The following is a 23,258-nucleotide window of genomic DNA, read 5'->3' as shown; positions in this document are numbered from 1 at the left end:
CGTTCGCACAAAAAAAACGAAGGAGTCGCACTCCTTCGTTTTTTTATACTGCACTTTTACGAAATTGATGTTTAAATTGATAAATCATCTGCTCAGATATAGCAGTGTAGCCTGCTAAATTTGGATGAACACCATCGGCTGACAGGTTTTGTAAATGCTCGCCATTAATTACTTTTGTTGTTTCAATGACGATGGAAGAGGGCAGTTTATTAGCCACTTCATAGATATGAACATTCCATTTTGGCAAAAGTTTATCGGCTAAGGAATACATTTTGTTATCAGGAGATAACGGATTGTATAATTCCAACAAAACAACCGTAGCATGTGGATTTAATTTTGTGACTCGCGATGTAATATCGGTTAAATTTTTCGTATAGGTGGTTTGAAGTTGATCATAGGTCTCAAATACGGATTGCAGGTCTAGCCCTTTTGCAGCTTTTAGAATATCATTTCCTCCAACATTAATGGTAATAATATCTGCCTGCTTAATAGACTCATCAAATTTACCAGCTTGAACTAACTGGTTCAATTCGCCACTAGTGATTCCATTGATCCCTTGATTGTTAAACTCAATCTTTTTTGCAGCTTGTTCTCCAAGCATATTAGAAAATTGGGTAACCATGTTTTCTGTCTGTCCGGCACCAACGCCGCGAATAATGGAATCTCCCAAGGCTAAATGATGCAAGGTATCAGCTTTTGAGTTTTTAAAATATGATAGATAAGAAACTTTATGTTCAGTTGCTGTTTGGCTTGCTTTGACAGTGTGTTTTTTCAACTGGTAAAGCTGGTAATGAGGATAATAAATCCATAGGGCAGTACCAATTCCAATCAGTAATACCAAACAAACCAAGTATTTAATAATTTTCATATATTTCACTCCCTGATATTTCATTATAACAAGGAAAACAACAGAAATATGTAGGAGCTGATTTCCAACAAATTGGGCATTAAATTCTTATGACCCGTCCGTTAAAAGTTTCCTTCCAATAGCCTTGTTTCATATCGGCAATCGCCACCCCTGTCGAGGATTGGGAACCGATGAATTTCCCGTTTCCAATATAGATCCCAACATGACCATCTTTTTTATAGGTGTCAAAGAACACGAGATCGCCCGGCTGCATATTAGCAGAAGAAATCTCGCGGCCCTCACGCTTGATTGAATCCGTATTCTGACCAATGTTTATCCCGGCTTGAGCAAACGCCCAATGAACGAAACCAGAGCAATCAAATCGACCATTGGCAATATCATAAGCGGTTCGGCCGCCTCCAAACACATAAACAGATTTTCCAATATATTTCTTCCCTGCATTTGTGACCGTATGTATATAACCATTTTTTGATTTTACAGGAACCGTTATGTTTGGTTGAGAATCTTGAGGAACTTCACGTTCAGCCTGCATTGCGATTTGTTTATATTCAGCTTGCTGTTTTTCCAAGTATGTTTTTCTTTTTTTTAGATTATCTTTTAATTGGGCTAGTACTGTCAACTTATTGTTTAAACTTTCTTTTTTATAGACAAACTTCCGTTGCTCATTTTCTTGTTGTTTGATCAATTCCTGATCAGCATCAGCAATCGCTGCAACTGCCCCAACCCGGTTGAAAAAATCACTCAAACTTGTTGAACCAAGCAAAACTTCAAGATAGGCAATATGTTGATCACTGCGCTGATAGGCAAGGGCCCGTTGTTTTAATATTGTTGTTCGCTTTTCTAAATTACCCTTTATTATATCAATGTCTTTTTCAAGCTTTTCAATTTCAACCTGCAGCTTTTTTTGGTTTTGGTCGGCCTCTTGAATGGCCGCTGTATTCTCTTCGATATCCTTCGAAACTTGAATGAATTTATTATTTAAATTGGATGAAGGTACGGAAGGAGGAAGGGAAGGTTTATTATGTAAGTCACCTAAGACTTCTGCATGAACAATAGGTTTAGAGAAATCAACCCCGGCAGTTGAAAGGAAGATCGATATTCCCCAAAGTATGAGAACCTTTTTGATCACAATCACACCACTACTTTCTTTAAAAATTGATTTACTATGATTATCTAAAATATCCTTAAATCTTGCTGTTGATTGTAGCAAATCATTTTATCAGGTGTGTTATGAGAGTATTACAGTTTAATATCAGAAGAAAAGGGGAATGAAATAGAAATGGAGGGTGTCTGTCTTATAAGATAAATATCCTCCATTTGACAACTACATAATTGATTCGCCTATTAATAGAACCTTTAATTTTTCCTTTGGAAGCTGGTGACTTTCCCAAGCTCGGTATAAACGTTCAAGAGCTTCGGGTCCCGTGTCGTCTGCTAAACGATAGGCTCCGTAATGCATGGGAACAAATGTTTTTGCCTTTAACTCGATGAAGGCTTTGACACTGTCTTCAGGAGAAATGTGGGAAACAGCCATAAACCATTCCGGTTCATAGGCCCCAATCGGCATAAATACGGTATCAATTTCAAATCGTTCAGAGATTTGTTTAAAACCGTTAAAGTAGCCAGTATCACCCACAAAATATAAGCTTTCTTTTCCTGTTTGAAAAATATACCCACCCCAATGTGATGTATTCATATCGGTAAGGGTCCGCCTAGTCCAATGCTGAGCGGGGACGAAATGAATGTTAATTCCATTGTGTTTGGCATTTTCCCACCAGTTTAGTTCTGTTACTTTTTGATAACCCTTTTTTGAAAAGAGGTCTTTTAATCCAGCTGGTACATAATAATGGGGATTGCCTTTTAATTTTTTTAATGTTGGAAAATCCAAATGATCATAGTGACCGTGCGAAATGACGACAAGATCAATCTCTGGCAGATCTTCTAAAGCTATGCCAGGCTCGGTTAATCTTTTCTGAAAGCCCATCCGTTTTGCCCAGACTGGGTCTGTTAAAATATTTACTCCATTTAACTGGATTAAAAAGGTGGAATGGCCAATCCAGGTATAAGAGGTCTGGCTCCTGTTTTTATGAATTTCCTTTATCTTTTTTACAGGTGACTGTTCAATATTTATTGTTAAATCCTTCACCTTGGATTTTCGTTCTTTTTGCCATTTTCTCATGTCTTTAAAGCTTTTATTGTTTTCTACACCTTCTAAATTTGAGTACTTTTTCATGATCATCACCTTAGTCTCTTGGGAAGTCTTTATATAAATCGAGTATAGCAATTATTTTTTAACCCATCAAAAATTAGCAATTTTGACAAACAGATTAAATATAGTGAAAAAATAATTGTCCATATTATTAAATGGTTGCGTTCATTAAAATAACGTTAAAATTGAATCGACAGTGCCGGTTCGACAATATTCTAAAATAGGACTATTTATAATGATAAACAGAAGGTCAAAAATTTAAGTCTATGAATGGAGGTTTCTAGGGTGAGTGAATTACTTAAGGAAGCTATCCAGGAGAAGAGGCAAATTTTGATGGATGAACTACTCAATTCAGGGGTGTACAAAATTAAAAATAGACATCTATATGAAATGACCCTGAGCGAGCTAGAAAAGGAATATTTTAATCTAGGCATGGCAAGCCCGCCAATCCAACATACTTATATGTAATACTTGAAATATCCAACATAAGAAAGAGAAGGAGCCGCCCCGTTAGGGCGGCTTCTTTGTTATTATCCAGTTTTCACATAAGGTCCAATTGGTCTCTTTTAAGAATCAAACGGAAAAGGGGGGTAAATAATATGTCTACATGTGAAAAAATTTAGAGTATGGGGAGAAAACATTTAATGGAGACAAAACAAAAAGGACTGTCGGCAGGGCAGTTAACGATGATGGCCTTAGGAAGTGTCATTGGAGGTTCCTTTTTTCTAGGATCATCCGTTGCCATTCATGCAGCAGGGCCGTCTATTTTATTGTCCTATATTTTAGCAGGAGTCCTTGTTTATTTAATCCTATATGCACTCTCAGAAATGACGGTTGCCAATCCTACGGTGGGCTCTTTTAGTAATTTTGCTGCACGGGAACTAGGGCAAGGATTAGGATTTATTGTAGGGTGGCTGTATTGGACGGGTACCGTATTATCGATGTCGAGTGAGGCTACCGCCATAACTATTCTGCTTCGTCAATGGTTTCCACATCTATCAATCGCTATTTTCGGCAGTATACTCATTGTCGGGGTTACATTTGTTAATTTATTAGGTGCAGACAAATTTGGCAAAATTGTAAGCGGATTGTCCGGAGTAAAAATATTTGCAATAGTGTTTTTTATCCTTACAGCAATAGTGTTAATTGCAGGTCTGCTTCCTGGCGCGAGAGCGATTGGGGCAGGGGAGTTGGCTAGAGAGTCTTTAATGCCTGGCGGGGTAAAAGGAATTGCCGGAAGTATGTTACTTGTGGTTTTTGCTTATGCAGGTTTTGAAATCATTGGCCTGGCAGCTTCAGAAGCAAGAAATCCCCGTGAAACAATTCCAAAGGCGATTCGCTATACGGTGTTTTCCTTAGTTGGTTTGTATATTTTATATGCAACAGCCCTTCTACCATTAATACCGACAGCATCACTAAATGAAACCGTCAGTCCGATGGTAGTCTCACTTGATCGTTGGGGGATTGGTTGGGCTGGTTCTGCCCTTAATCTGGTGTTGATTTCGGCGAGCTTGTCTGCGATGCTTGCCGCGATTTTTGGGCTTGGGAGAATGATTCGTTCACTTGTAGATGAAGGACATGCACCACAGTTGTTGAAAGATACAAAAGATGTACCTTATCGTGGCATTCTTTTTTCTGGTCTTGCTATGCTTCTAGGCTTAGGCTTTGGCCTGTTGTTTCCGAGGGTTTATTTGGTTTTGATCAGCACCAGCGGTTTCACTTTGATTTTCACGTATGCAGTTATCATGGCAAGTCATATCCGTTTTCGAAAAAGAGCAGGTTGTCCTCCTGAAGGTATCTGCCAAGTGAAGGGCTTTCCGTATACTTCGTATATTGCATTCATTAGTTTGATTGTCGTACTTTTGAGTATGCCTTTAATTCCTGGACAAGGAACCGGTCTTGTGTCTGGGATTGTGATGACTGTAATTTTTGGTGCCATCTATTTTGTGTCGAGATCCCGGATTAATGCCAAAACCAGCTCTAGAAAAGGACAGGTAATACAAAAACCAGCCTTATTAACGGAATTCTCTGAAGAACTAACCTCAATTAAAGATGATAAGGAAGAAAAATAAAAAAGAGAGAACTCAGTGTTAATCTTATAGTTTCTTTTAACCACTTCGCCCATCATTGAATAATAATAAATGACTAGATCTGTTGGCATTGGGGGAGGAACGGTGGAGATTGAGTACCAATATCACTTCGGGTTACCGAGAACTGTGGTTTGGAAGTATATAAAAAATGATAAAGTCCTTAGGAATGCACTCCCGGGATGCAAGTCCTTTGCCCAGATTTCAACGGGGGTTTACTTGGCAGAAATCCAAATGAATATGGGACCCATTCAGGACCTATTTAAATTAGAGATTCAATTGGATGGGGAAAAGGAGCCATCGTCCTTTCGTCTTAAAATGAAAGGGAACGGCAATTTAGACAAATGAATGGCAGTGCCATACTTATGCTGAAAGAGAATCAAGGGGGCACTCAATTAAATTGCAAGGCAAAAGGGCAGGTATCAGGGGCAATCGGCTTAGCAGGAAAAAGGGTTCTAGATTCCGGAGCCGAAAAAGGGTTAGAGAACTTTTTCACGCAGCTTGAAAAGGAAATCAAGAGGAGGATTTACCAATTAAAGAAAAGAAGAACATGAAAGAGCGGTTGTGACCGCTCTTTTTGTGTGGAAATAGTGAACATTATTTATTCATATTTTTACTTTCCATTGGAAAAACTAACCTCTAAAGAAATATTGGAGGTACGTAGTAAGAATAAAAATAATCCAATGTTCGGGAGAGTGTTTAAATGGAAAAACAATCTGAACTTCGATTAACGGTAGCGGAAATGTCGAGTTTATGGGCTCAATACATCAATGATACAATTGCTATATGTGTCAATAGCCACTTCCTAATGAAAGCAACAGATCCAGAAGTACGCCCGATTATTGAATTTACCTTATCCATTGCAAAAGGAAATATAGAGATCCTTGAAAATGTATTTACCAATGAAAAATTCCCCATTCCTATTGGATTTACAGATAAGGACGTTTTGCCGGGTGCCCCGAAGCTTTTTTCGGATACATTTGTACTCATGTACTTAAGACAAATGTCGATTTTAGCCATGGCCGCTAGCAGTGCGGCAATCGGATTTGGAACCCGTGAAGATGTCATTTCTTTTCATAAAAGGGTTTTAAATGGTGCAGTTAAACTACAGGATTTAACTCGGGAGTTAATGTTAAAGGAAGGTACATATGTAAGACCTCCGTTTATTTCGACGCCGGACAAAGTAGATTTTGTGGAGAAACAACAGTTCTTAACTGGGTTTTTTGGAAAAAAACGATCCTTGACCTCAGTTGAAATTAGTCATTTATTTATCAATATTCAAACTAACGCGATTGGAAAAGCTTTAATTACAGGTTTTGCGCAAATTGCCAGAAATGAAGAGGTTACCCAATACCTAAAAAGAGGGAAGCAAATTGCACAAAAACATATTGAAATCTTTAGTCAATTCCTTATCAAAGAAGACCTGCCAGCCCCAATGAGTTGGGATTCCGCTGTTCTGGATAGCACGGCTTCCATTTTTTCAGATAAATTAATGATGTTTCATACATCTGCCATGATTGCTGCAGGTATTGGAAATTACGGGATGGCGATTGCGGCAAGTCCGAGAAGAGATTTAGGAGCAAGGTATGCCTCGTTATTACCGGAAATATCACTGTATGCGGAAGATGGAGCTAATATAATGATTAAACATGGCTGGTTAGAGGAACCGCCGCAAGCAGATGACAGGGATCAGTTAATTGATAAATAGTTTGTGTCCAAAACGAAAAGAAGCCTTGCCACTCAAGCAGAGGCGGCAAGGCTTATTTTCGTCTCCATTATCGGAAGATGTTATTGACTGTGTTTGAAAAATCGTTCCAAAGGTTATTTCTGTTGAATCCTTTTCTGTTTAGATCATTTGAATAGTCGGTCATTTTACTGAAAAAATCACGATCGTATGAAATATAGACATTATTGACCGATTTATCGGCCGTTCGTACTTGTTTCGAAATTTTTCGGTCTAATGCAGAAGAAACATTGTGATAGTTTGCTCGGGTGCCGTCGTAGGTTCCTGTAGTACCGTCATTAGTACCAGTAAATGTATTGTTATTGTTGTACACATTTCCAGTTGTGCCATTCCCGCGAATTCCTACTGTACCACGAGTAGTTCCAACTCCCGGGTTTAAACCTGTTCCAGTGTTATCAATACCTGTAACACCAGTCGTACTTGGGTAATTGCCATTTAGGCCAGTTCCCGCACCAGGTGCGGTAATGTGGTTGTAACGTCCGTTTGTGCTAGTAATATTTGTTGTGCCTGTAGTTCCCATGTTTCGGTTCGTGGTTGTCCCAGTATTCGTTTGGTAGCGGCCATTTTTTAAGCGAACTGCCACATAGGCATCATTGTTTCGAATGATGACGTGTGCTAGGTCTACTTCTTGAAGTTTTTCAACAGCACGTCCGGCACGATTCGAATATCGTAAGTTATGATCATTAACTGTATTAACATTTAAACGATTGTCCACATCGTTTCTAACATTACGGACATCAAGACGGTTGTTCATGTCATTTCTCAGGGTGTTTTTTGTGGCAGTATCTCGATTATCAGCACAGCCAGTTAACCCAACAAGGGTAGAAGCTAACACGAAAGTGACTAAACCTTTTTTCAAGAACTTCACTCCCTAAAAATAATGTGGTACATATTTATCGTCACCCATTTAAGAGGAAGTATTCGAGGACGTGCAAAGGTAAATATTGAAATGGGAGGGGTCTATCAACAGGCTTCCTCTTTCACCAATATTGTTGGATTATGGTACGATTGAAAATGCAACGAAATTGGTAAAATAAAAACGGGGGAATTAACATGTACAGCTTTAAGAATGACTACAGTGAGGGCGCACATCCACAAATTTTAAAAGCATTAATGGAGTCCAATTTAGTTCAAGAGGATGGATACGGAGAGGACCAATATACACTAAAGGCAATAGAGCTGATTAAGGAGAAAGTGGGGCGGACTGACGTTGATGTTCACTTGTTAACAGGCGGGACGCAGACCAACTTGACAGCTATTTCTGCTTTCTTAAGACCGCATGAGGCAGCAATATCGGCAAGCACGGGACATATCCTTGGTCATGAAACAGGAGCAATCGAGGCAACAGGACATAAGGTACTTTCTGTTGACTGTAAAGATGGAAAGCTTACGCCAGATGGCGTGAAAGCTGTATTAGAGGGTCACCCTGATGAACATATGGTAAAACCTAAGCTAGTATACATATCTAATTCGACTGAAATTGGCTCCATTTATAAGAAAGAAGAGCTCAAAAAGTTAGGTGGATTTTGTCGTGAGAATAATCTAATTTTATATATGGACGGAGCAAGACTGGGGTCTGCACTCTGTTCTGATGAAAATGATCTTCAATTAAATGATTTGCCTGAATTGGTGGATGCTTTCTATATTGGCGGGACAAAGAATGGGGCTTTGTTAGGGGAGGCTTTGGTCATTTGTCGGGATTCTCTTAAGGCGGATTTCCGTTATCATATGAAGCAAAAAGGGGCAATGTTGGCGAAAGGGAGATTATTGGGAATCCAATTTTTTGAACTATTTAGGGACAATTTGTTTTTTGATTTGGCAGAGCACGCCAATAGAATGGCAGGAATGCTAAGGGAGGCACTGATACAAGCGAAGGTTCAATTCCTAACGCATTCTCCGTCAAATCAAATTTTTCCGATATTTCCTAATTCGTTGATTGCTGAACTGGAAAAGAAGTATTCATTTCATGTGTGGGAAAAGGTAGATGCAGACTACTCTTCCATTCGTTTGGTGACTTCGTGGGCAACGAAAGAGGAAGCGGTTGAAGGGTTTATTGAGGAATTGAAGAAGTGGATGTAATCTGATAGGGTTAATGCTGAAAAAATACCAGAGTACTCAACCATAGAGTGGACTCTGGTATTTTATTAAGTCTCTTTTCGTAAGCTTTGTTGCTTTTGGACTAAAAATCCTTCCAAGTATAATCAATCGATAGGATTCCAACTGGTTCTTCTCTATGCCCATGTTGTTTTGTTGCTAATTCCGGCTTGCGAAAACAGGCCATTCCTTTATAGTAGCCAAACATACTGCAGGGCTTCGGACGGGCGGAATAAATTCCGCACCGGTCTTTTTCCATATCATAAAAAATACAAGTCCCATGAAAGCGGAGTTGATTCTCTAATTGTTCACGCGTTTTTCGCGGCATCGCCTTGATTTTTTTCTTAATCTTTTTTAACTCTTGTTCTGTTATCGCAACTGGACCACAGCACAACCCCTTGCAGCCCTGACATGGTAAGTGCTCCATCTCTTTTCCACTTCACTTTCATTGTTGTACAATATGAAACTGTAAATCTATAAAAATGAATTTGTTTCCATACATTAGCATGATAACGGTTTCAGGTCAACAGAAAAGAACGAAATGCAAAAAACCATCATTTTAAATTGATGGTTTTTAATCCTTTTTTGAAATTAGCGTTTTCTCTTTTTAGCAGGATCGATAACCGCCGTTTTCCCTTTTGTCACTTTTTCTATAACAACTTGGACATGAAACTTATTTCCTTCCACATTAGTCACACTAGAAATCTTTCCTTTACGGCCTTTTATCTTTAATTCTTCACCAACGGAAGGCACGCGCTGCAGGAGCTGGCTTAACAAAAGGTTTTTGTTTTCAAAAAAATGAACAGCAAACATTTTGGTCTCACCTAATTTCATATAAATTGTTTAAGAAAAAAATCCTTAACTAAATATATGATTATGGTTAAATTAGAGACCATGTTACTAAAAAAATCATCATTTTAGTTTTTTCCTTTTCATTTGAATTTTGTATTATAGTGAATAAAAAGGGGGAATGAAGGATGAATACAAAACCTGAGCCGCCATATTATGCCGTGATATTCACTTCACAGCGTACAGAAGGAGACAGGGGATATGGAAAGATGGCTGAAAAAATGGAAGAACTGGCTTCCATGCAGCCGGGTTTTTTAGGAGTTGAAAGCTCGAGGGATAATCATTTGGGGATTACGGTTTCTTATTGGGATTCACTGGAATCCATTGAGAACTGGAAAAACAATACTGCGCATAAAATGGCGCAACAAAAAGGCCAAGAAGAATGGTATAAGAATTATTTTGTTAGAGTTTGTAAAGTGGAAAGAGCTTACTCTTTTGAAAAATGAACAAAAAGGTAACAAGAGGAACCCCTTGTTACCTTTTTGTTTTATGTTCATTAACATTGGCAAACCATTAAATGGTTTCCATCCGGGTCCTTAAAATTAAACCAATGGTTATGCTCAATCTTTGTGATTAATTCTACAGGCTTTTGCTTCATATACTCGTATGCTTCCTCTATATTGTTTGTGTTGAAATGAAAGGGAGGCGTATTAAAAATGGTTTCTTTTGAGTAAATCTTACTATCTAACACAATCCCTGTTCCATTCATCGGTAGCATATATAAGTGACCAAAAAGGATCTCTCCGTCGGTTGGAAATCCTAATAAATCACAGTACCAATTACGAGCTTCTTCGATATGACGAACGGGGATAAAAATCGTTCCTACTTGATTTAATATTGGGTTCATAGGTATGTTACCTCCTTATAAAATATATTAATACTTCTCTCAAATCCGCTGAATTCCTTCCTTTTCCAAAATCTATATTAGGATAATGACCCAGAAGCAAACTTTAACTATTTACAATCCTTTAAATCTTAGCTACTATTTCAATAGTCATATGAGAGAAGGTAGATTTGATGCATTTTGATTTAGACCCGGCATTATTAATTATTTTAGTTGTATTTGGTTTTTTAGCTGCATTTATTGATTCGGTTGTCGGCGGAGGCGGACTTATTGCTTTACCGGCATTGTTATTTACGGGATTGTCACCGGCTTCAGCGGTAGCGACAAATAAACTTGCCGGGACAATTGGCTCTTTAACGAGTACCATTATGTTCTATCGCTCAGGCAAGCTCGACATTAAATCTGTCTATAAGTTATTTCCTTTAACATTCATTGGCTCTATGATTGGAGCCTGGACTGTCCATTTGATGAATCCTGCAGTGTTAAAGCCTTTGATGCTTGTCATGCTCGCCGTTGTGGCGATTTATACGATTTTCAAAAAGGACTGGGGAAGTGTATCAACCAATAAAAAATTACCATTTCGTCATCTAACTATTTTAATGATTCTTATCTTTGCCATCGGATTTTATGATGGATTTATTGGTCCTGGAACAGGTTCGTTTTTAATATTTTCATTTTTAATGATCGGTTTTGATTTTTTAAAGGCAGCAGGGAATGCTAAGTTTTTAAACTTCGGAAGTAATATTGCGGCCCTGCTTATGTTTATCTTTTTAGGGCAGGTTAATTATGCCTATGGTATCCCCATGGGAATTGCTCAAGTAGTAGGAGCGGTCTGTGGCTCAAAGTTTGCTATTGCGAGGGGAAGTGCTTACGTCCGAGCATTGTTTATCGTTGTGACCTTTTTACTTCTGGCAAAAAATACGTACGATTACCTTCATTAAGGAGGGCTAAGGATGGAAAAAGAGCTCATAAAAATATTTGACTATGCGAGAAATGAATTGGGTGTGGCTGATCGAGAAGAGGTACATAAACAAGGCTATTGGCACGAGGTTTTCCACTGCTGGTTTCTTAGTAAAGATAATAATGACAATAACCTTATTTTACAGCTTAGAAGTGAACGTAAAAAGGAAAATCCCAGGCTCTATGATATTACAGCTGCAGGGCACTTATTAGCCAATGAAACCGTGCAAGACGGAGTTCGCGAAGTAAGTGAGGAATTAGGTATCAATGTAACTTTTGAAGAGTTACAGCCATTAGGAATCATTGATTATTGTTCTATCCAAGGTAGTTACATTGATAATGAAATCGCAAACGTATTTTTATATCAATGTCATGTGCCGATAGAAGAATTTATCCTCCAAAAAGAAGAAGTGGCAGGAATTGTCCAAGTGGATTTTAATTATTTTCGCGAACTGTGGACAGGATCTAAAGACGAAATTCGAGTAGTAGGATATGAAATAAAACAAGATGGTAGTAAAGAGCTGATTAATAAACTTGTAGGACGAAATCAATTTGTTCCGCATCCTGATGGTTACTATAAAACCATAATTCAAAAAATAGCAGAAAAAATCAACTAGAGACAGTTGGGAGTGTTGAAAATGAACACTCCCATTTTTATTTGTTAAAAGTTATCTGTAGCAGCTTGGTGATTAATCACCAAGCTTTTTTTGATTTATGTGTTTAATTCAACCATTTTCTTTGGTACCTTTATAATGATAGAAATTACTTATTTACAAATTTTTAACCTACGCTTATTCTGTAGTAGGTTTGGAAATGAATCTAGTATTGACAAAAGGTTTACAAATAAGTATATTAATTGTTTTGTAGAGAACATAATGAAAATTGTAACTTTAACTTATTAACAATGATGAACGAAGGTGTATTATGGAAAGAATGCGTAGAAGAAGACGAGTGCGATGGAAAAGGGTTTTTATGTTCTTTTTCATTTTGATGATCATTGGTGCAGGTGTTTATAGTGCTTATGAATATACACAAGGAGTTTTGCTAGGTAAGGCTGATAAACAAAATGGTGAGAAAAAAGCCTACGCTTTTAATGGAGAAGAGGTAAAATTCGGTAAAATTAATGTACTCCTTTTAGGTAGTGATTCTCGTGGCGAAGAGCATTCGCGAACAGATTCTATTATGATTGCCCACTATGATCAAAACACTCATCAAGCAAAGTTGATTTCGATTATGAGAGATTGTTATGTTGATATACCAGGACACGGAAAGCAAAAGTTAAATGCTGCTTATGCATATGGCGGGCCAGAACTTCTTAGAAAAACGATTAAGGAAAATTTTAATATCGATGTTAATTACTATGCAGTTGTTGATTTTAAAGGGTTTTCCAAAATTGTAGATATTATTGCCCCTGATGGTATTAAAGTAGATGTACAACATGAAATGTCCTCTGGAATTGCTATGACGATCGAGCCAGGAAAACAAACATTACATGGTGATAAGTTATTGGGATATGTACGTTTTAGACACGATAACCTAAGTGATTTTGGACGAGTTCAAAGGCAGCAGGAAGTCATTGGAAAATTAAAGGATGAAGCCTTAAGTGTCGGTACTTTAGTCAAGCTTCCTAAAATAATGGGTGTCGTCGGTTCATATGTGGATACCAATTTAGATAAAGAAACCATGTTCTCCTTGGGAAAAGATTTGCTTACAAAAAAATCTGGTGACATACAAACGATGCGTGTTCCAATTGATGGTTCCTTTAGGAATGAGGAATTTAACGATGTAGGAGCGGTTCTTAGAATTAACCTAGATGAAAATCAATCCGCAATCAGTGAATTTTTAGCATCATAATAAAATAATTCCTGTTAGAAGTTAATTTAAAAAGAGTTTCCACAAAGGGTTGCTAAAAGCAGCTCTTTTTTTTTGTCATTAAAAAATTGCAAAATGTTCTAAAAAATTCACAAAACTAGCAGGAGTTTGGTAAAATTAATATGAATCGTTTTCAATGTAAAATTACTTACCTGGATAAAGAATTAGTTTGAAAGGTTTTACAGCAGGTATTAGATAACTTATAATTATCAGATAATAGTAGATATTTTAGTCTATTAATAATTATAATAGTATATGAATAGTTATAAAGGATACAGAAAAGGTGTGTTTCTAGGTGGCGCATTTCTTTTTGTAACAGAGCTAAGTAGGAGCATGTACTCTTTTTTGCAAATATAGGGGATGAGGAAGGGTAAAATGAGCAACTTACAGAATCAAACAGACGTTATCTTAATTGGCGCCGGTGTCATGAGTGCAACTTTGGGGGCATTACTGAAAGAATTAGCACCGGAATGGGAAATCAAAGTATTTGAGAAACTTGCATATGCAGGAGAAGAAAGCTCTAATGAATGGAATAATGCGGGGACGGGCCATTCAGCACTGTGTGAGCTAAACTATACATCCGAAAAAGCTGACGGATCTATAGATATTAGCAAAGCAATAAAAATTAATGAACAGTTTCAGCTGTCAAGACAGTTTTGGTCTTATCTAGTAGACAGTAATCTGATAAGTAATCCGCATGATTTTATCATGCCTATACCTCATATGAGTTTAGTTCAAGGGGAAAAAAATGTAACGTTTTTGAAAAAACGTTTTGAAGCACTGTCAAACAATCCTTTGTTTCAAGGAATGGAATATTCAGATGACCCTGAAAAGCTAAAGGAATGGATTCCGCTAATCATGGAAGGCCGTACAATAAATGAATCGATAGCAGCAACAAAAATTGATTCTGGAACAGATGTTAACTTTGGTGCATTAACACGTATGTTGTTTGATCACTTATCGAATCAAAATGTAGAGATTAAATATAAACATAGTGTTAAGGATATTAAACGTACGAATGACGGCTTGTGGGAATTAAAAATTCATGATATTGAAAACGGCAGAATGGAATACCATACTGCAAAATTCGTCTTTATCGGAGGTGGGGGAGGAAGTCTGCCTTTACTTCAAAAGACTGGTATTCCAGAGTCAAAACATATTGGAGGATTCCCGGTAAGCGGACTATTTTTGGTCTGTAACAATCCAGAGGTGGCAGCACAGCATCATGCCAAAGTATACGGTAAAGCTAAGGTAGGGGCTCCTCCAATGTCTGTTCCGCATCTTGATACAAGATTTATCGACAACAAAAAGTCCTTACTATTTGGTCCATTTGCTGGTTTCTCACCTAAATTCTTAAAAACTGGATCAAATCTTGATTTAATAAGTTCAGTAAAGCCCAATAATCTCTTAACTATGCTTGCAGCAGGTGTAAAAGAGTTATCTCTGACAAAATATCTGATCCAGCAAGTATTGTTATCGAATGAAAAGCGCATGGAGGAACTGCGCGAGTTTATTCCGAACGCGAAAAGCGAGGATTGGGATATTGTGGTAGCAGGTCAACGTGTACAAGTTATCAAAGATACAGAGACAGGCGGTAAAGGAACGCTTCAATTTGGTACGGAAGTGGTCAGTGCTTCTGATGGATCGATAGCTGCTTTGCTAGGTGCTTCTCCTGGTGCTTCTACGGCAGTTCATGTGATGCTTGAGGTATTAGAAAAATGTTTCCCACAACATATGAAAGAGTGGGAACCGAAAATTATAGAAATGATTCCTTCTTATGGCGTTTCACTAGTAGATAACCCAGAGTTTTTCCAAGAAATCCAGAATAAAACAGCACAGACACTTGGTCTAAGCGAAAAGGGACATGTCCAGTCAACAACGCAGACAGATGGTTTAAGTGTAAAAGAACTTGTCCATAGTTAATTCTTTGAAAGTAGAAACATATTCGTTGTATAGAAGAAAACCCGATCTTCCTACGAAGGAAGATCGGGTTTCTTATTTATAGCCTTTAAATAGATTTTTTTAGATGCAGGGGATGAGGATGTATATGTTTATGTTTATGTTTATGAACTCGATTCATCATGATGATGATTGTTAAAACTGGAATCTTCAATGTCATGACCATCATGACAATTACAGTGTTCATGGTCTTGATGACAACATTGTGTGAATGAATCATCCGGACACACCCCTGGAATAGGAGTACAAGGGTTAAAATTAGGATTATGGAGATTTTCGAATGGTCTCATCATCTCGTGATCTTCGTGTTCAAGAATGTGGCAGTGCCACGGATAGATTCCTGTAAATGGTCCAAAACGTGCAATGATACGGGTTACTTCACCAGGGTTGGCACGAACAGTATCTTTCCAGCCACTCTCACTTGGATCAAGAGGAAGTGGTTGCCCGATGTAAGGATTACCCGTAGGATTACCGGAGAACTTTGCTCGACTCAAAATTTGAAAAGTAACAAGATGCAAGTGAATAGGGTGAGTGTCCAAGGTGGTATTGTAAAGCTCCCAAATCTCTATAGTTCCATTCTGTGGGGTTTCTGTTATAGGCGGTTTATCCCAATCCATATTGTTTAATAAAAGCTTTAAACGGCCAAATTCATCCTTCGTTTCAACCAAGGTGTTTTTCCGGACGAAAACAGCATCTTTAGGATCAAGTCGCTCCAAGCAGCTCAGCTTTGCGGGAATTTTACTTTTATCCGGTTTAGATAGTTTTGATTTAACACGAAATTGCATAATCTGTGTAAGGTCAAAATCAGGTGCATCACCGTTAGGGAATGGCGCACGAGCGTCGTTTGTTAAGATAATATTTTTCCCTTTATGATTTGAAAAATCTACAATTACATCGACTCGTTCTGCTGGTGCCAAGAGGATCTGTGATACAGGATCTGATGGTTTTTCCAGCAGTCCTCCTTCTGTGCCAATGATGATAAATTTTAAATCAGGTTCAGTAGTATTTAGCCTTATATTGTAAAAGCGGGCATTGGAGCCATTCAGAATCCTGAAACGGTATTTTCGTGGTTCAACCTCTAGGTAGGGCCATACTTTACCATTGACTAAGATTGTGTCGCCAAAAAACTCTGGGACTACAGATGGATTTGGTAATTTGGGTGCTGGCGGCGGATCTTGAGGTGGCTGGGATGGATAGAACAGTTCACCAAACTGATTACTATTAGGATCGAGATAGAACGAACGATCCTGGATAACTAATGGAACTTCAAATTTTCCGCTGGGAAGGTCTAATTTTTCCTCTTCTTTATCTCTAAGAATATAAAAGCCTGCAAGACCTGCATACACGTTCAAACGAGTGATTCCAAGGGCATGATCATGATACCATAGCGTTGCAGGACGTTGACAATTAGGATAATAATAAACTTCATGCACGAATTTCGGTCCGACATTTTTAAAATCACGTGTAAACCAAGCCTCTGGATATCCGTCATTTTCTGGTCTAACCCGACCTTCATGTAAATGTACGACCGTTCTAACAGAAGGTTTATCGGGTTCTGCACCATGTAGTGTTCGATCCACTGGCAGCAGATGTTCAAATGGCAATTTATTTTCCCATTTTACTAAAATCGGTTGATTTCTTCGTACTTCAAATGTAGGACCAGGATACATCCCGTTATAACCCCAAATAGTAGTGGGCGGTAAATCACGATGCAACTGTTGCTTTACTTGTTTCATGGTTACTTCGTAGTAGGGGATATCTGCAGATTTAGTACTGGGTTTCAAGACGGGTGGTAAGGGTAATGCATCTACAAACTTCTTTAATGACATCTACCTGCCTCCTTAAAAACTTGAGCATAACTACCTTTTTATATTTAGTTCTTCAGGGGGGAAGTTATGACAATAAACAGTACTTCTTTGGTGGGTGAAAAAGAGTGTAATTAGAAAAATAGACAAAATTTTGGGCTTGAAATGATTCAATAATTATGGTTACATTATTTTGTAAAACATGCTTATAAAATGAAGGAGCAAGGAAAAAATGAAGTTTCCCAAAAATATAATACTAGATTCTGTTGCCGAACGTAGAAACCACCAAAGTTATGGACTTGAATTTGTTCAGGAACTTGGACATGATGATGCTGGATATTCCGAGATGTTAGTTATTATCTTTAAGTACAAAGATAAATATTATAGTGTGGATATTCAACATGTAAATGGAGAAAACAATTATGACCATTGGGAAGATGAAATTGAATGTCCAGAGGTAATTAAGAAAGAGGCTGTTCAATATTATTGGGAAGAAGTTAGATAGAAAGATAAATAAATAATTAAAGGTGTTTTCTCAGATTCATTTCTTGTATTGATATCTGTTGGAATCATATAGGTAAAGCCTATCGTCTGACGAAACGATAGGCTTTTTTATATAACTAGATTTTGTTTATTAAATGAAGTATTTACATTTGAGAGTATCGGATGTTATGACTCTTTTTTTTCTTTAAAAGATTTTATACACGAAATACAGAGCCAAATGGATAAAACGAAAGAAAGCATTCCCGCAAAATTCGTGCTAATCCGATGGTTTTGGTCTATAAATATTGCATATGTACCGAATATGAGACCTAAACAAATTAATATAAGGTCAAAAATAGGAATCTTCATTTTTATTTCTCCTTACCTCTACTAAAAAACAAATTGAAAAAATTATCATTTTATTAAGGGGTGTAAAAAATGTTTACATACACCATGATTTATTATACATGGAAGCTATGAAAAAGTTCAAAGAATAAACTAGAATTAGTACTTAGTATCCAGGGAACTGAATATCTTTTTACGTAGATATGACTAATTTATTAAGGGGAGATTGGATGGAGAATTTTGATGTGATTATCATTGGCAGCGGCCATAATGCTTTAATAGCAGCTGCCTATTTGACACGCGCTGGACGCAGTGTACTCGTCCTAGAAAAAAATGATCGCCCAGGGGGTTTTCTTCGTACGGAGGAATTGACTCTTCCTGGATTTAAACATGATGTCTATGCGGCGGCACATCCACTCTTTACGACCGGGCCAGCTTACGCTGATCTAAGAAAGGACTTAGAAAAGCGGGGGTTAAAATATTTAAATACAGATTTGCCAACTGGGATTTCAATGGAAGATGGCCGGACAGCTGTTCTTCCGACTGCTTTTGATGCGCTTATGGAGGAAGTAGAGAGATTGGCTCCTGGTGATGGGGCAGCTTTAGCCAGTATGTTTGAGCAATTGAATCCATATGTTAATGATGTTTTTGGATTATTTAATATGGATCTTTCCAGTCCAGAAGCTGCTCCTATTATTAATCGCCTGCTTCATGTTGAGGGAGGAGCTGGTTATTCATCCTTTGCAGCATCACTAATGACAACGGCACGTAACACAGTTAGTGCACTCAAGTCACCAGTAACGCGGGCGATGCTTGCTTCCTGGGTGACCCATCTAGGGCGAACACCGGATGAGGTGGGCAGCGGTATTTGGGTGCCGCTGACAACAATGGCACTGATGGGCGGCGGGATGCCTACACCGGAGGGCGGAAGTGAAAAATTGGTTCAAGCCTTGGTACGATTAATTAAAGATCAAGGAGGAGAGATTCTAACCCATTCGCACGTTGATCGCATTATAGTAGAAAACGGTAAAGCCGTGGGCGTTCGGACAGACACAGGGAGAAAATTTCTTGCGAAACAGGCAGTGGTGGCCTCAACAACACCGGATCAGCTTTATCTCTCCCTTTTAAAGGATACGGAGATTTCGCCGCCACTCCGGACACAAGCTAAACAGTTTCGTTATGGCCGCGGCTGTGTGCAGATTCATTTAGCTCTTAGTGAACCGCCAGAGTGGCTGGATGAACGGTTTCATCGAGTCGGGCAGCCTCATCTGACGGACGGATTGGATGGATTTACGTTGGCCATCGCTCAAGGAATGGCGGATCTGCTTCCTGCTAAACCAACATTCACTGTTGACTGTTCAACAAACTTGGACCCATCGCGTGCACCAGAAGGAAAGGCCATCATGAGAGTTCAGGTGTTAGAAGTCCCAATCCGTCCACGAGGGGATGCCGCCAGCCAAATTGATGTAAGAGATGGAAGTTGGACGCGTGATTTAACAGAGAGGTTTACAGAACGGGTATTAGGTGTGGTTAGCAAACATATCGCGAATATTCCAAGTGCGGTAATTGGTAAATACGTTGTCACTCCTGACACGATCGCAAGGTTTAACCCGAACTCAGGACCAGGGGACCCATATGGCGGTGCACATGATTTGGCGCAAAGCTATTTGTTTAGACCATTGCCAGGTCAGCCTGGACACCAGACGGCGATTCCAAATGTTTATATGCTTGGTGCGGCTACTTGGCCAGGCCATGGAGTAAATGGAGGGTCTGGATATATAGTCGCGCAGAAGCTTTTGGCACAATAATAAAATAACTAAGAAACCCTATCTTCAAAAAATAAAGGTAGGGTTTTTATATATTGTTTTTAAGTAGCGACCTTAGAAAGATGCAATGGTAAGATTTATTGCTGGATTATATCAATAGGTGAAGTTCTCTTTTTAACAGGATAGATATCCAATGGCTGTGGTATGAGTTTAGATGAATGGTAAAGTAATTCAGAAACGGTTACAGATTTATAACCATTTTTGTGTAAATAATTCAAAATCGTATCTAATGCTTTTACTGTTGAACATTTATTTGTAAATTCACTGCCATGCCAATCATGAAAAAGGATAATATTACCTGGTTTTATCCCTTTTGTGATCGTGCTGCAAATTTGGCTTGCGGGAGGGTCGGTCCAATCCCGGGAATCTTGGTCCCATGACCATAATACAACTTCTTTGCGGTTTTTTATTGCTGTTTGAATAACAACATCATTATAAACACCTCCTACCGGTCGATAGAGAGATGGCTTAATTCCAGTGAATATTTTAATCACTTTATCTGTTTCTTCTAACTCAGATGTAAGTTTTGAGGAGGAAATATGGTGACCATAAATATGGTGAAAAGTATGATTGGCAATCTCGTGGCCTTCTTTTACTTCTCTTTTTAATACCTCTGGAAATCTTACAACCTTATTGCCTGCTACAAAAAAGGTAGCCTTCGCATGATATTTGGATAATATATCAAGTATTTCAGGGGTAAAGATGGGGTGGGGACCATCATCAAAGGTGATAGCAACTAGTTTATCATTGGTTTGGATATCCCAGAATACATGCCCCGTTTTTTCATATTCCTCCCGACTTTTAGTGGCGGCAGAAGCTTGGCTTTGAAATGTGAAAGCTAGAATAAATAAAAGAGCGCAAACAATAGATCTTCTCATATAAACACTTCCCCACATTTAGTGAGATTAGTTTGTGAAGAAAGAATAAAAAGTATGAAAACAAGGAGTTTAAAAAAGAAATAAAAATGTGGTGTTACGTTAAAAATTTGATTCACATATTTTAACAACCGTCATATAGTAACTTCTGTGCTAGGAATGTTAGGAAGGAAGATTAAATAATGAATAATAATAACCAATTATTAATGACTACAAAGAAGAATGAGTGCAAAGATGGAGGAAATGGATATAAGATTATTGAATTCAATGTATCAGATCCAACTGAGAGTTTGTTTGCTGTGGTTACACCTATTAAAAAGCAGTAAGAGTGAAGAGGCAGGTAGTAAGTGACAGGCACCAACCGGAGAATAATGGAAGGTGCCTGGGACTTTACTTTGATTAAGCTCTATTTTTCGTTCTGCCTGAAATGAGTTTGAAAATAAACACGACAACAGCGACGACAAGTAGTAGATGAATCAGTCCTCCTGCAATATGGAATACAAGCCCAATGATCCAAAATAATAGTAATAAACCTATAATGGTCCAAAGCATTATAATCCCTTCTTTCTTTAAATATGGTTTGGTTGTATAATACCCTAAATTGACAAAAGTAAATCTAGGGAAGCATGAGAACCGTCCCCATGAATTTAAAATTGTTTCAAATTTCTCTTGTATTCACATACTATCAAGGACTATACTAACTAAGTTAATTAGAATTACATATCTTGGGAGGACTTATTACTTGGATACTACTGAAACAATGAAGAAGCCAATTCGAACGACACCCATATTTGCGGTGTTGCTAGCTGGGGCGTTTGTTGCGTTTTTGAATCAAACCGTCATTAATGTAGCCTTACCTCAAATTATGGAGACTTTTGATATCTCAGCTTCTACCGCGAACTGGTTAAGTACGATTTTTATGTTAACGAATGGGATTGTTATCCCAGTTACAGCATTTTTAATGGAAAGATATACAACTAGGCAATTATTTCTATTCTCGATGGGTGTATTTGCGGTTGGTACCTTTATATGTGCGTTAGCACCTGCCTTTTATATTATTTTAATCGGCCGGGTTGTTCAGGCGATCGGGGCAGGAATCCTTTTTCCGCTCATCACCAATGTGATTTTTACAATTTTCCCAATTGAGCGGCGCGGGTTTGCGATGGGGATCTTTGGGGTAGCGATGAACTTTGCTCCAGCTATTGGACCAACCTGGGCAGGATGGGTAATTGAAACCTATTCTTGGCATACGATGTTTTATATTATTGCCCCAGTTGCCTTAATTGACTTTTTAATCGCCATTTTCTTAGTGAAAAATGTAACGGTAACAAGCCGTCCAAAACTGGATGTACTCGGTGTGATTTTATCAACCATTGGATTTGGCGGATTACTCTATGGTTTCTCAACAGGAGGAACAAAAGGGTGGACGGATCCGGAGGTTGTAACCTTGTTTGTTATCGGCGGAATCAGTTTGATTTTGTTTGTATGGCGTCAGCTTACGGTCGGTCATCCTATATTGGAATTTAGGATATTCAAGTACCGCATGTTTACGTTGACGACGATCATCAACGTGATTGTAACAATGGCGATGTTCTCGGGTATGATTTTAATGCCCATTTATATGCAAAATATCCATGGCTTTACTCCGCTTGAAGCTGGATTCATGCTCCTTCCTGGCGGCGTGGTAATGGGCATTATGTCCCCAATTACAGGAAAGCTGTTTGATAAATATGGAGCTAGATGGTTAGCCATTACCGGATTAGCCATAACCATTGTCACTACTTACGCTCTGACAAAGCTGCATACTGATACATCTTATTCTTATGTTCTATGGATTTATACAATACGGATGTTTGGGATGTCCATTTTAATGATGCCAATCTTTACAGCTGGATTAAATGATTTGGGTCTCAGTTTAAATCGTTACGGGACCGCGATGGTTAACACGTTAAGAATGGTAGCCGGTGCGGTTGGCATGGCATTTTTTGTTTCGATCATGACCAATCAAGGCGAGGCACACGTGAAATCCATCATGACTCAGGAACAAATATCTCCAGCAGATAAGGTTCAGATGGCGTTGGCTATTAAGCAGGGAACCGTGATGGGGATTGATGATGCTTTTATGATAGCAACTTATTTATCAATCGCTGCCTTTATTTTAGCTTTCTTTATCCGTAGCGGTGGTAAAAAGGAAGAAGCACCCATCCAAAAGAAAGCCATTAAAAAAGTACCACAACTGCAGTAATTAATTTTTTATTAATAAGGCTGTGTAAAAAGTAATTGTTGATTAAGGAACTATGTTGATTGGAGCGGAAGGTGCGAGACTCCTGCGGGAGTACGGGGCAGGGGAGACCCCACAGGCGCAAAGCGCCGAGGAGGCTCCCCGGCACGCCCGCGGAAAGCGAAGCTCCTGGAGCGGAAAATTAACATACAAGTTT

25 protein-coding genes are annotated in these 23,258 nt (G+C 38.5%); 15 read left to right on the top strand and 10 right to left on the bottom strand.

Going from position 1 to position 23,258, the window contains the following annotated elements:
* Positions 1 to 43: 43 nt before the first annotated feature.
* The 3 genes from CVD27_RS05410 to CVD27_RS05400 form a co-directional block, all read right to left on the bottom strand.
* Complete coding sequence (locus CVD27_RS05410; protein ID WP_180960163.1) at positions 44 to 868, bottom strand: GDSL-type esterase/lipase family protein; 825 nt, start codon at positions 866 to 868, stop codon at positions 44 to 46.
* A 79-nt stretch (positions 869 to 947) separates the two neighbouring features.
* Positions 948 to 2,078: a C40 family peptidase gene (locus tag CVD27_RS05405; protein ID WP_257984275.1), complete on the bottom strand. Its 1,131-nt coding sequence runs from the start codon at positions 2,076 to 2,078 to the stop codon at positions 948 to 950.
* Between the two features lie 114 nt (positions 2,079 to 2,192).
* Complete coding sequence (locus CVD27_RS05400) at positions 2,193 to 3,104, bottom strand: MBL fold metallo-hydrolase (protein ID WP_101647065.1); 912 nt, start codon at positions 3,102 to 3,104, stop codon at positions 2,193 to 2,195.
* Between the two features lie 258 nt (positions 3,105 to 3,362).
* Here CVD27_RS05400 and CVD27_RS05395 point away from each other — a divergent pair, with 258 nt between their 5' ends.
* The 5 genes from CVD27_RS05395 (at position 3,363) to CVD27_RS05375 (ending at position 6,872) form a co-directional block, all read left to right on the top strand.
* Positions 3,363 to 3,545, top strand: coding sequence for a Fur-regulated basic protein FbpA (locus CVD27_RS05395; protein WP_101646860.1), 183 nt, complete (start codon positions 3,363 to 3,365; stop codon positions 3,543 to 3,545).
* Positions 3,546 to 3,721: 176 nt separating this feature from the next.
* Entirely contained in the window at positions 3,722 to 5,149 is a 1,428-nt protein-coding gene (locus CVD27_RS05390) for an amino acid permease (protein WP_101646859.1), read from the top strand.
* Between the two features lie 102 nt (positions 5,150 to 5,251).
* Positions 5,252 to 5,512: an SRPBCC domain-containing protein gene (locus CVD27_RS05385; protein WP_180960162.1), complete on the top strand. Its 261-nt coding sequence runs from the start codon at positions 5,252 to 5,254 to the stop codon at positions 5,510 to 5,512.
* 17 nt (positions 5,513 to 5,529) lie between these two features.
* Positions 5,530 to 5,718 carry a hypothetical protein gene (locus CVD27_RS05380; protein ID WP_180960161.1) on the top strand — a complete coding sequence of 63 codons (189 nt, stop codon included), beginning with the start codon at positions 5,530 to 5,532 and terminating at the stop codon, positions 5,716 to 5,718.
* 149 nt (positions 5,719 to 5,867) lie between these two features.
* Positions 5,868 to 6,872, top strand: a complete 1,005-nt coding sequence (locus tag CVD27_RS05375; RefSeq protein ID WP_101646856.1) for a DUF3231 family protein — start codon at positions 5,868 to 5,870, stop codon at positions 6,870 to 6,872.
* Positions 6,873 to 6,939: 67 nt separating this feature from the next.
* On the opposite strand, the gene CVD27_RS05370 is transcribed toward CVD27_RS05375, so the two are convergent.
* Positions 6,940 to 7,767, bottom strand: coding sequence for a YhcN/YlaJ family sporulation lipoprotein (locus tag CVD27_RS05370; RefSeq protein ID WP_101646855.1), 828 nt, complete (start codon positions 7,765 to 7,767; stop codon positions 6,940 to 6,942).
* 21 nt (positions 7,768 to 7,788) lie between these two features.
* Here CVD27_RS05370 and CVD27_RS28655 point away from each other — a divergent pair, with 21 nt between their 5' ends.
* The gene (locus CVD27_RS28655) at positions 7,789 to 7,920 is read left to right on the top strand and encodes a hypothetical protein (RefSeq protein WP_257984273.1); all 132 of its coding nucleotides are present in this window, start codon (positions 7,789 to 7,791) and stop codon (positions 7,918 to 7,920) included.
* A 41-nt stretch (positions 7,921 to 7,961) separates the two neighbouring features.
* Complete coding sequence (locus CVD27_RS05365) at positions 7,962 to 8,987, top strand: threonine aldolase family protein (RefSeq protein WP_101646854.1); 1,026 nt, start codon at positions 7,962 to 7,964, stop codon at positions 8,985 to 8,987.
* A 100-nt stretch (positions 8,988 to 9,087) separates the two neighbouring features.
* Here the strand turns inward: CVD27_RS05365 and CVD27_RS05360 are convergent, their stop codons facing one another.
* Positions 9,088 to 9,429 carry a YkgJ family cysteine cluster protein gene (locus CVD27_RS05360; protein ID WP_101646853.1) on the bottom strand — a complete coding sequence of 114 codons (342 nt, stop codon included), beginning with the start codon at positions 9,427 to 9,429 and terminating at the stop codon, positions 9,088 to 9,090.
* Positions 9,430 to 9,593: 164 nt separating this feature from the next.
* On the bottom strand, positions 9,594 to 9,815 hold the full coding sequence (locus CVD27_RS05355) for a hypothetical protein (RefSeq protein WP_101646852.1): 222 nt from the start codon (positions 9,813 to 9,815) through the stop codon (positions 9,594 to 9,596).
* 164 nt (positions 9,816 to 9,979) lie between these two features.
* Between CVD27_RS05355 and CVD27_RS05350 the strand changes: the two genes are divergently transcribed.
* A complete protein-coding gene (locus CVD27_RS05350; protein WP_101646851.1) occupies positions 9,980 to 10,297 on the top strand; it encodes an antibiotic biosynthesis monooxygenase family protein in 318 nt (105 codons plus the stop codon).
* 50 nt (positions 10,298 to 10,347) lie between these two features.
* Here CVD27_RS05350 and CVD27_RS05345 read toward each other — a convergent pair whose 3' ends face one another.
* Entirely contained in the window at positions 10,348 to 10,698 is a 351-nt protein-coding gene (locus CVD27_RS05345) for a VOC family protein (protein ID WP_101646850.1), read from the bottom strand.
* Positions 10,699 to 10,868: 170 nt separating this feature from the next.
* Between CVD27_RS05345 and CVD27_RS05340 the strand changes: the two genes are divergently transcribed.
* The 4 genes from CVD27_RS05340 (at position 10,869) to CVD27_RS05325 (ending at position 15,450) form a co-directional block, all read left to right on the top strand.
* Complete coding sequence (locus CVD27_RS05340; RefSeq protein ID WP_101646849.1) at positions 10,869 to 11,636, top strand: TSUP family transporter; 768 nt, start codon at positions 10,869 to 10,871, stop codon at positions 11,634 to 11,636.
* A gap of 12 nt (positions 11,637 to 11,648) precedes the next feature.
* Positions 11,649 to 12,272 (top strand): NUDIX hydrolase, encoded by a 624-nt coding sequence (locus tag CVD27_RS05335; protein WP_101646848.1) that lies wholly within the window; start codon positions 11,649 to 11,651, stop codon positions 12,270 to 12,272.
* Between the two features lie 307 nt (positions 12,273 to 12,579).
* Positions 12,580 to 13,509 (top strand): LCP family protein, encoded by a 930-nt coding sequence (locus CVD27_RS05330; RefSeq protein ID WP_101646847.1) that lies wholly within the window; start codon positions 12,580 to 12,582, stop codon positions 13,507 to 13,509.
* A 393-nt stretch (positions 13,510 to 13,902) separates the two neighbouring features.
* Positions 13,903 to 15,450: a malate:quinone oxidoreductase gene (locus CVD27_RS05325; protein ID WP_101646846.1), complete on the top strand. Its 1,548-nt coding sequence runs from the start codon at positions 13,903 to 13,905 to the stop codon at positions 15,448 to 15,450.
* 140 nt (positions 15,451 to 15,590) lie between these two features.
* Here the strand turns inward: CVD27_RS05325 and CVD27_RS05320 are convergent, their stop codons facing one another.
* Positions 15,591 to 17,315 (bottom strand): multicopper oxidase family protein, encoded by a 1,725-nt coding sequence (locus CVD27_RS05320; RefSeq protein WP_101646845.1) that lies wholly within the window; start codon positions 17,313 to 17,315, stop codon positions 15,591 to 15,593.
* Positions 17,316 to 17,523: 208 nt separating this feature from the next.
* Between CVD27_RS05320 and CVD27_RS05315 the strand changes: the two genes are divergently transcribed.
* The gene (locus CVD27_RS05315) at positions 17,524 to 17,796 is read left to right on the top strand and encodes a hypothetical protein (RefSeq protein WP_101646844.1); all 273 of its coding nucleotides are present in this window, start codon (positions 17,524 to 17,526) and stop codon (positions 17,794 to 17,796) included.
* A gap of 553 nt (positions 17,797 to 18,349) precedes the next feature.
* On the top strand, positions 18,350 to 19,927 hold the full coding sequence (locus CVD27_RS05305) for a phytoene desaturase family protein (protein WP_101646842.1): 1,578 nt from the start codon (positions 18,350 to 18,352) through the stop codon (positions 19,925 to 19,927).
* Between the two features lie 95 nt (positions 19,928 to 20,022).
* On the opposite strand, the gene CVD27_RS05300 is transcribed toward CVD27_RS05305, so the two are convergent.
* Positions 20,023 to 20,823: a polysaccharide deacetylase family protein gene (locus CVD27_RS05300; RefSeq protein ID WP_101646841.1), complete on the bottom strand. Its 801-nt coding sequence runs from the start codon at positions 20,821 to 20,823 to the stop codon at positions 20,023 to 20,025.
* Between the two features lie 396 nt (positions 20,824 to 21,219).
* Positions 21,220 to 21,372 (bottom strand): lmo0937 family membrane protein, encoded by a 153-nt coding sequence (locus CVD27_RS27740; protein ID WP_142384078.1) that lies wholly within the window; start codon positions 21,370 to 21,372, stop codon positions 21,220 to 21,222.
* A gap of 208 nt (positions 21,373 to 21,580) precedes the next feature.
* Between CVD27_RS27740 and CVD27_RS05295 the strand changes: the two genes are divergently transcribed.
* Positions 21,581 to 23,065 carry a DHA2 family efflux MFS transporter permease subunit gene (locus CVD27_RS05295; protein WP_101647064.1) on the top strand — a complete coding sequence of 495 codons (1,485 nt, stop codon included), beginning with the start codon at positions 21,581 to 21,583 and terminating at the stop codon, positions 23,063 to 23,065.
* Positions 23,066 to 23,258 lie beyond the last annotated feature (193 nt).

It is taken from the genome of Neobacillus cucumis (assembly GCF_002860255.1).
GTDB classification, from domain to species: Bacteria; Bacillota; Bacilli; order Bacillales; family Cytobacillaceae; genus Neobacillus; species Neobacillus cucumis_A.
The sequence above is the reverse complement of the archived record's forward strand: the minus strand, read 5'-3'. Positions and strand labels throughout refer to the sequence as shown.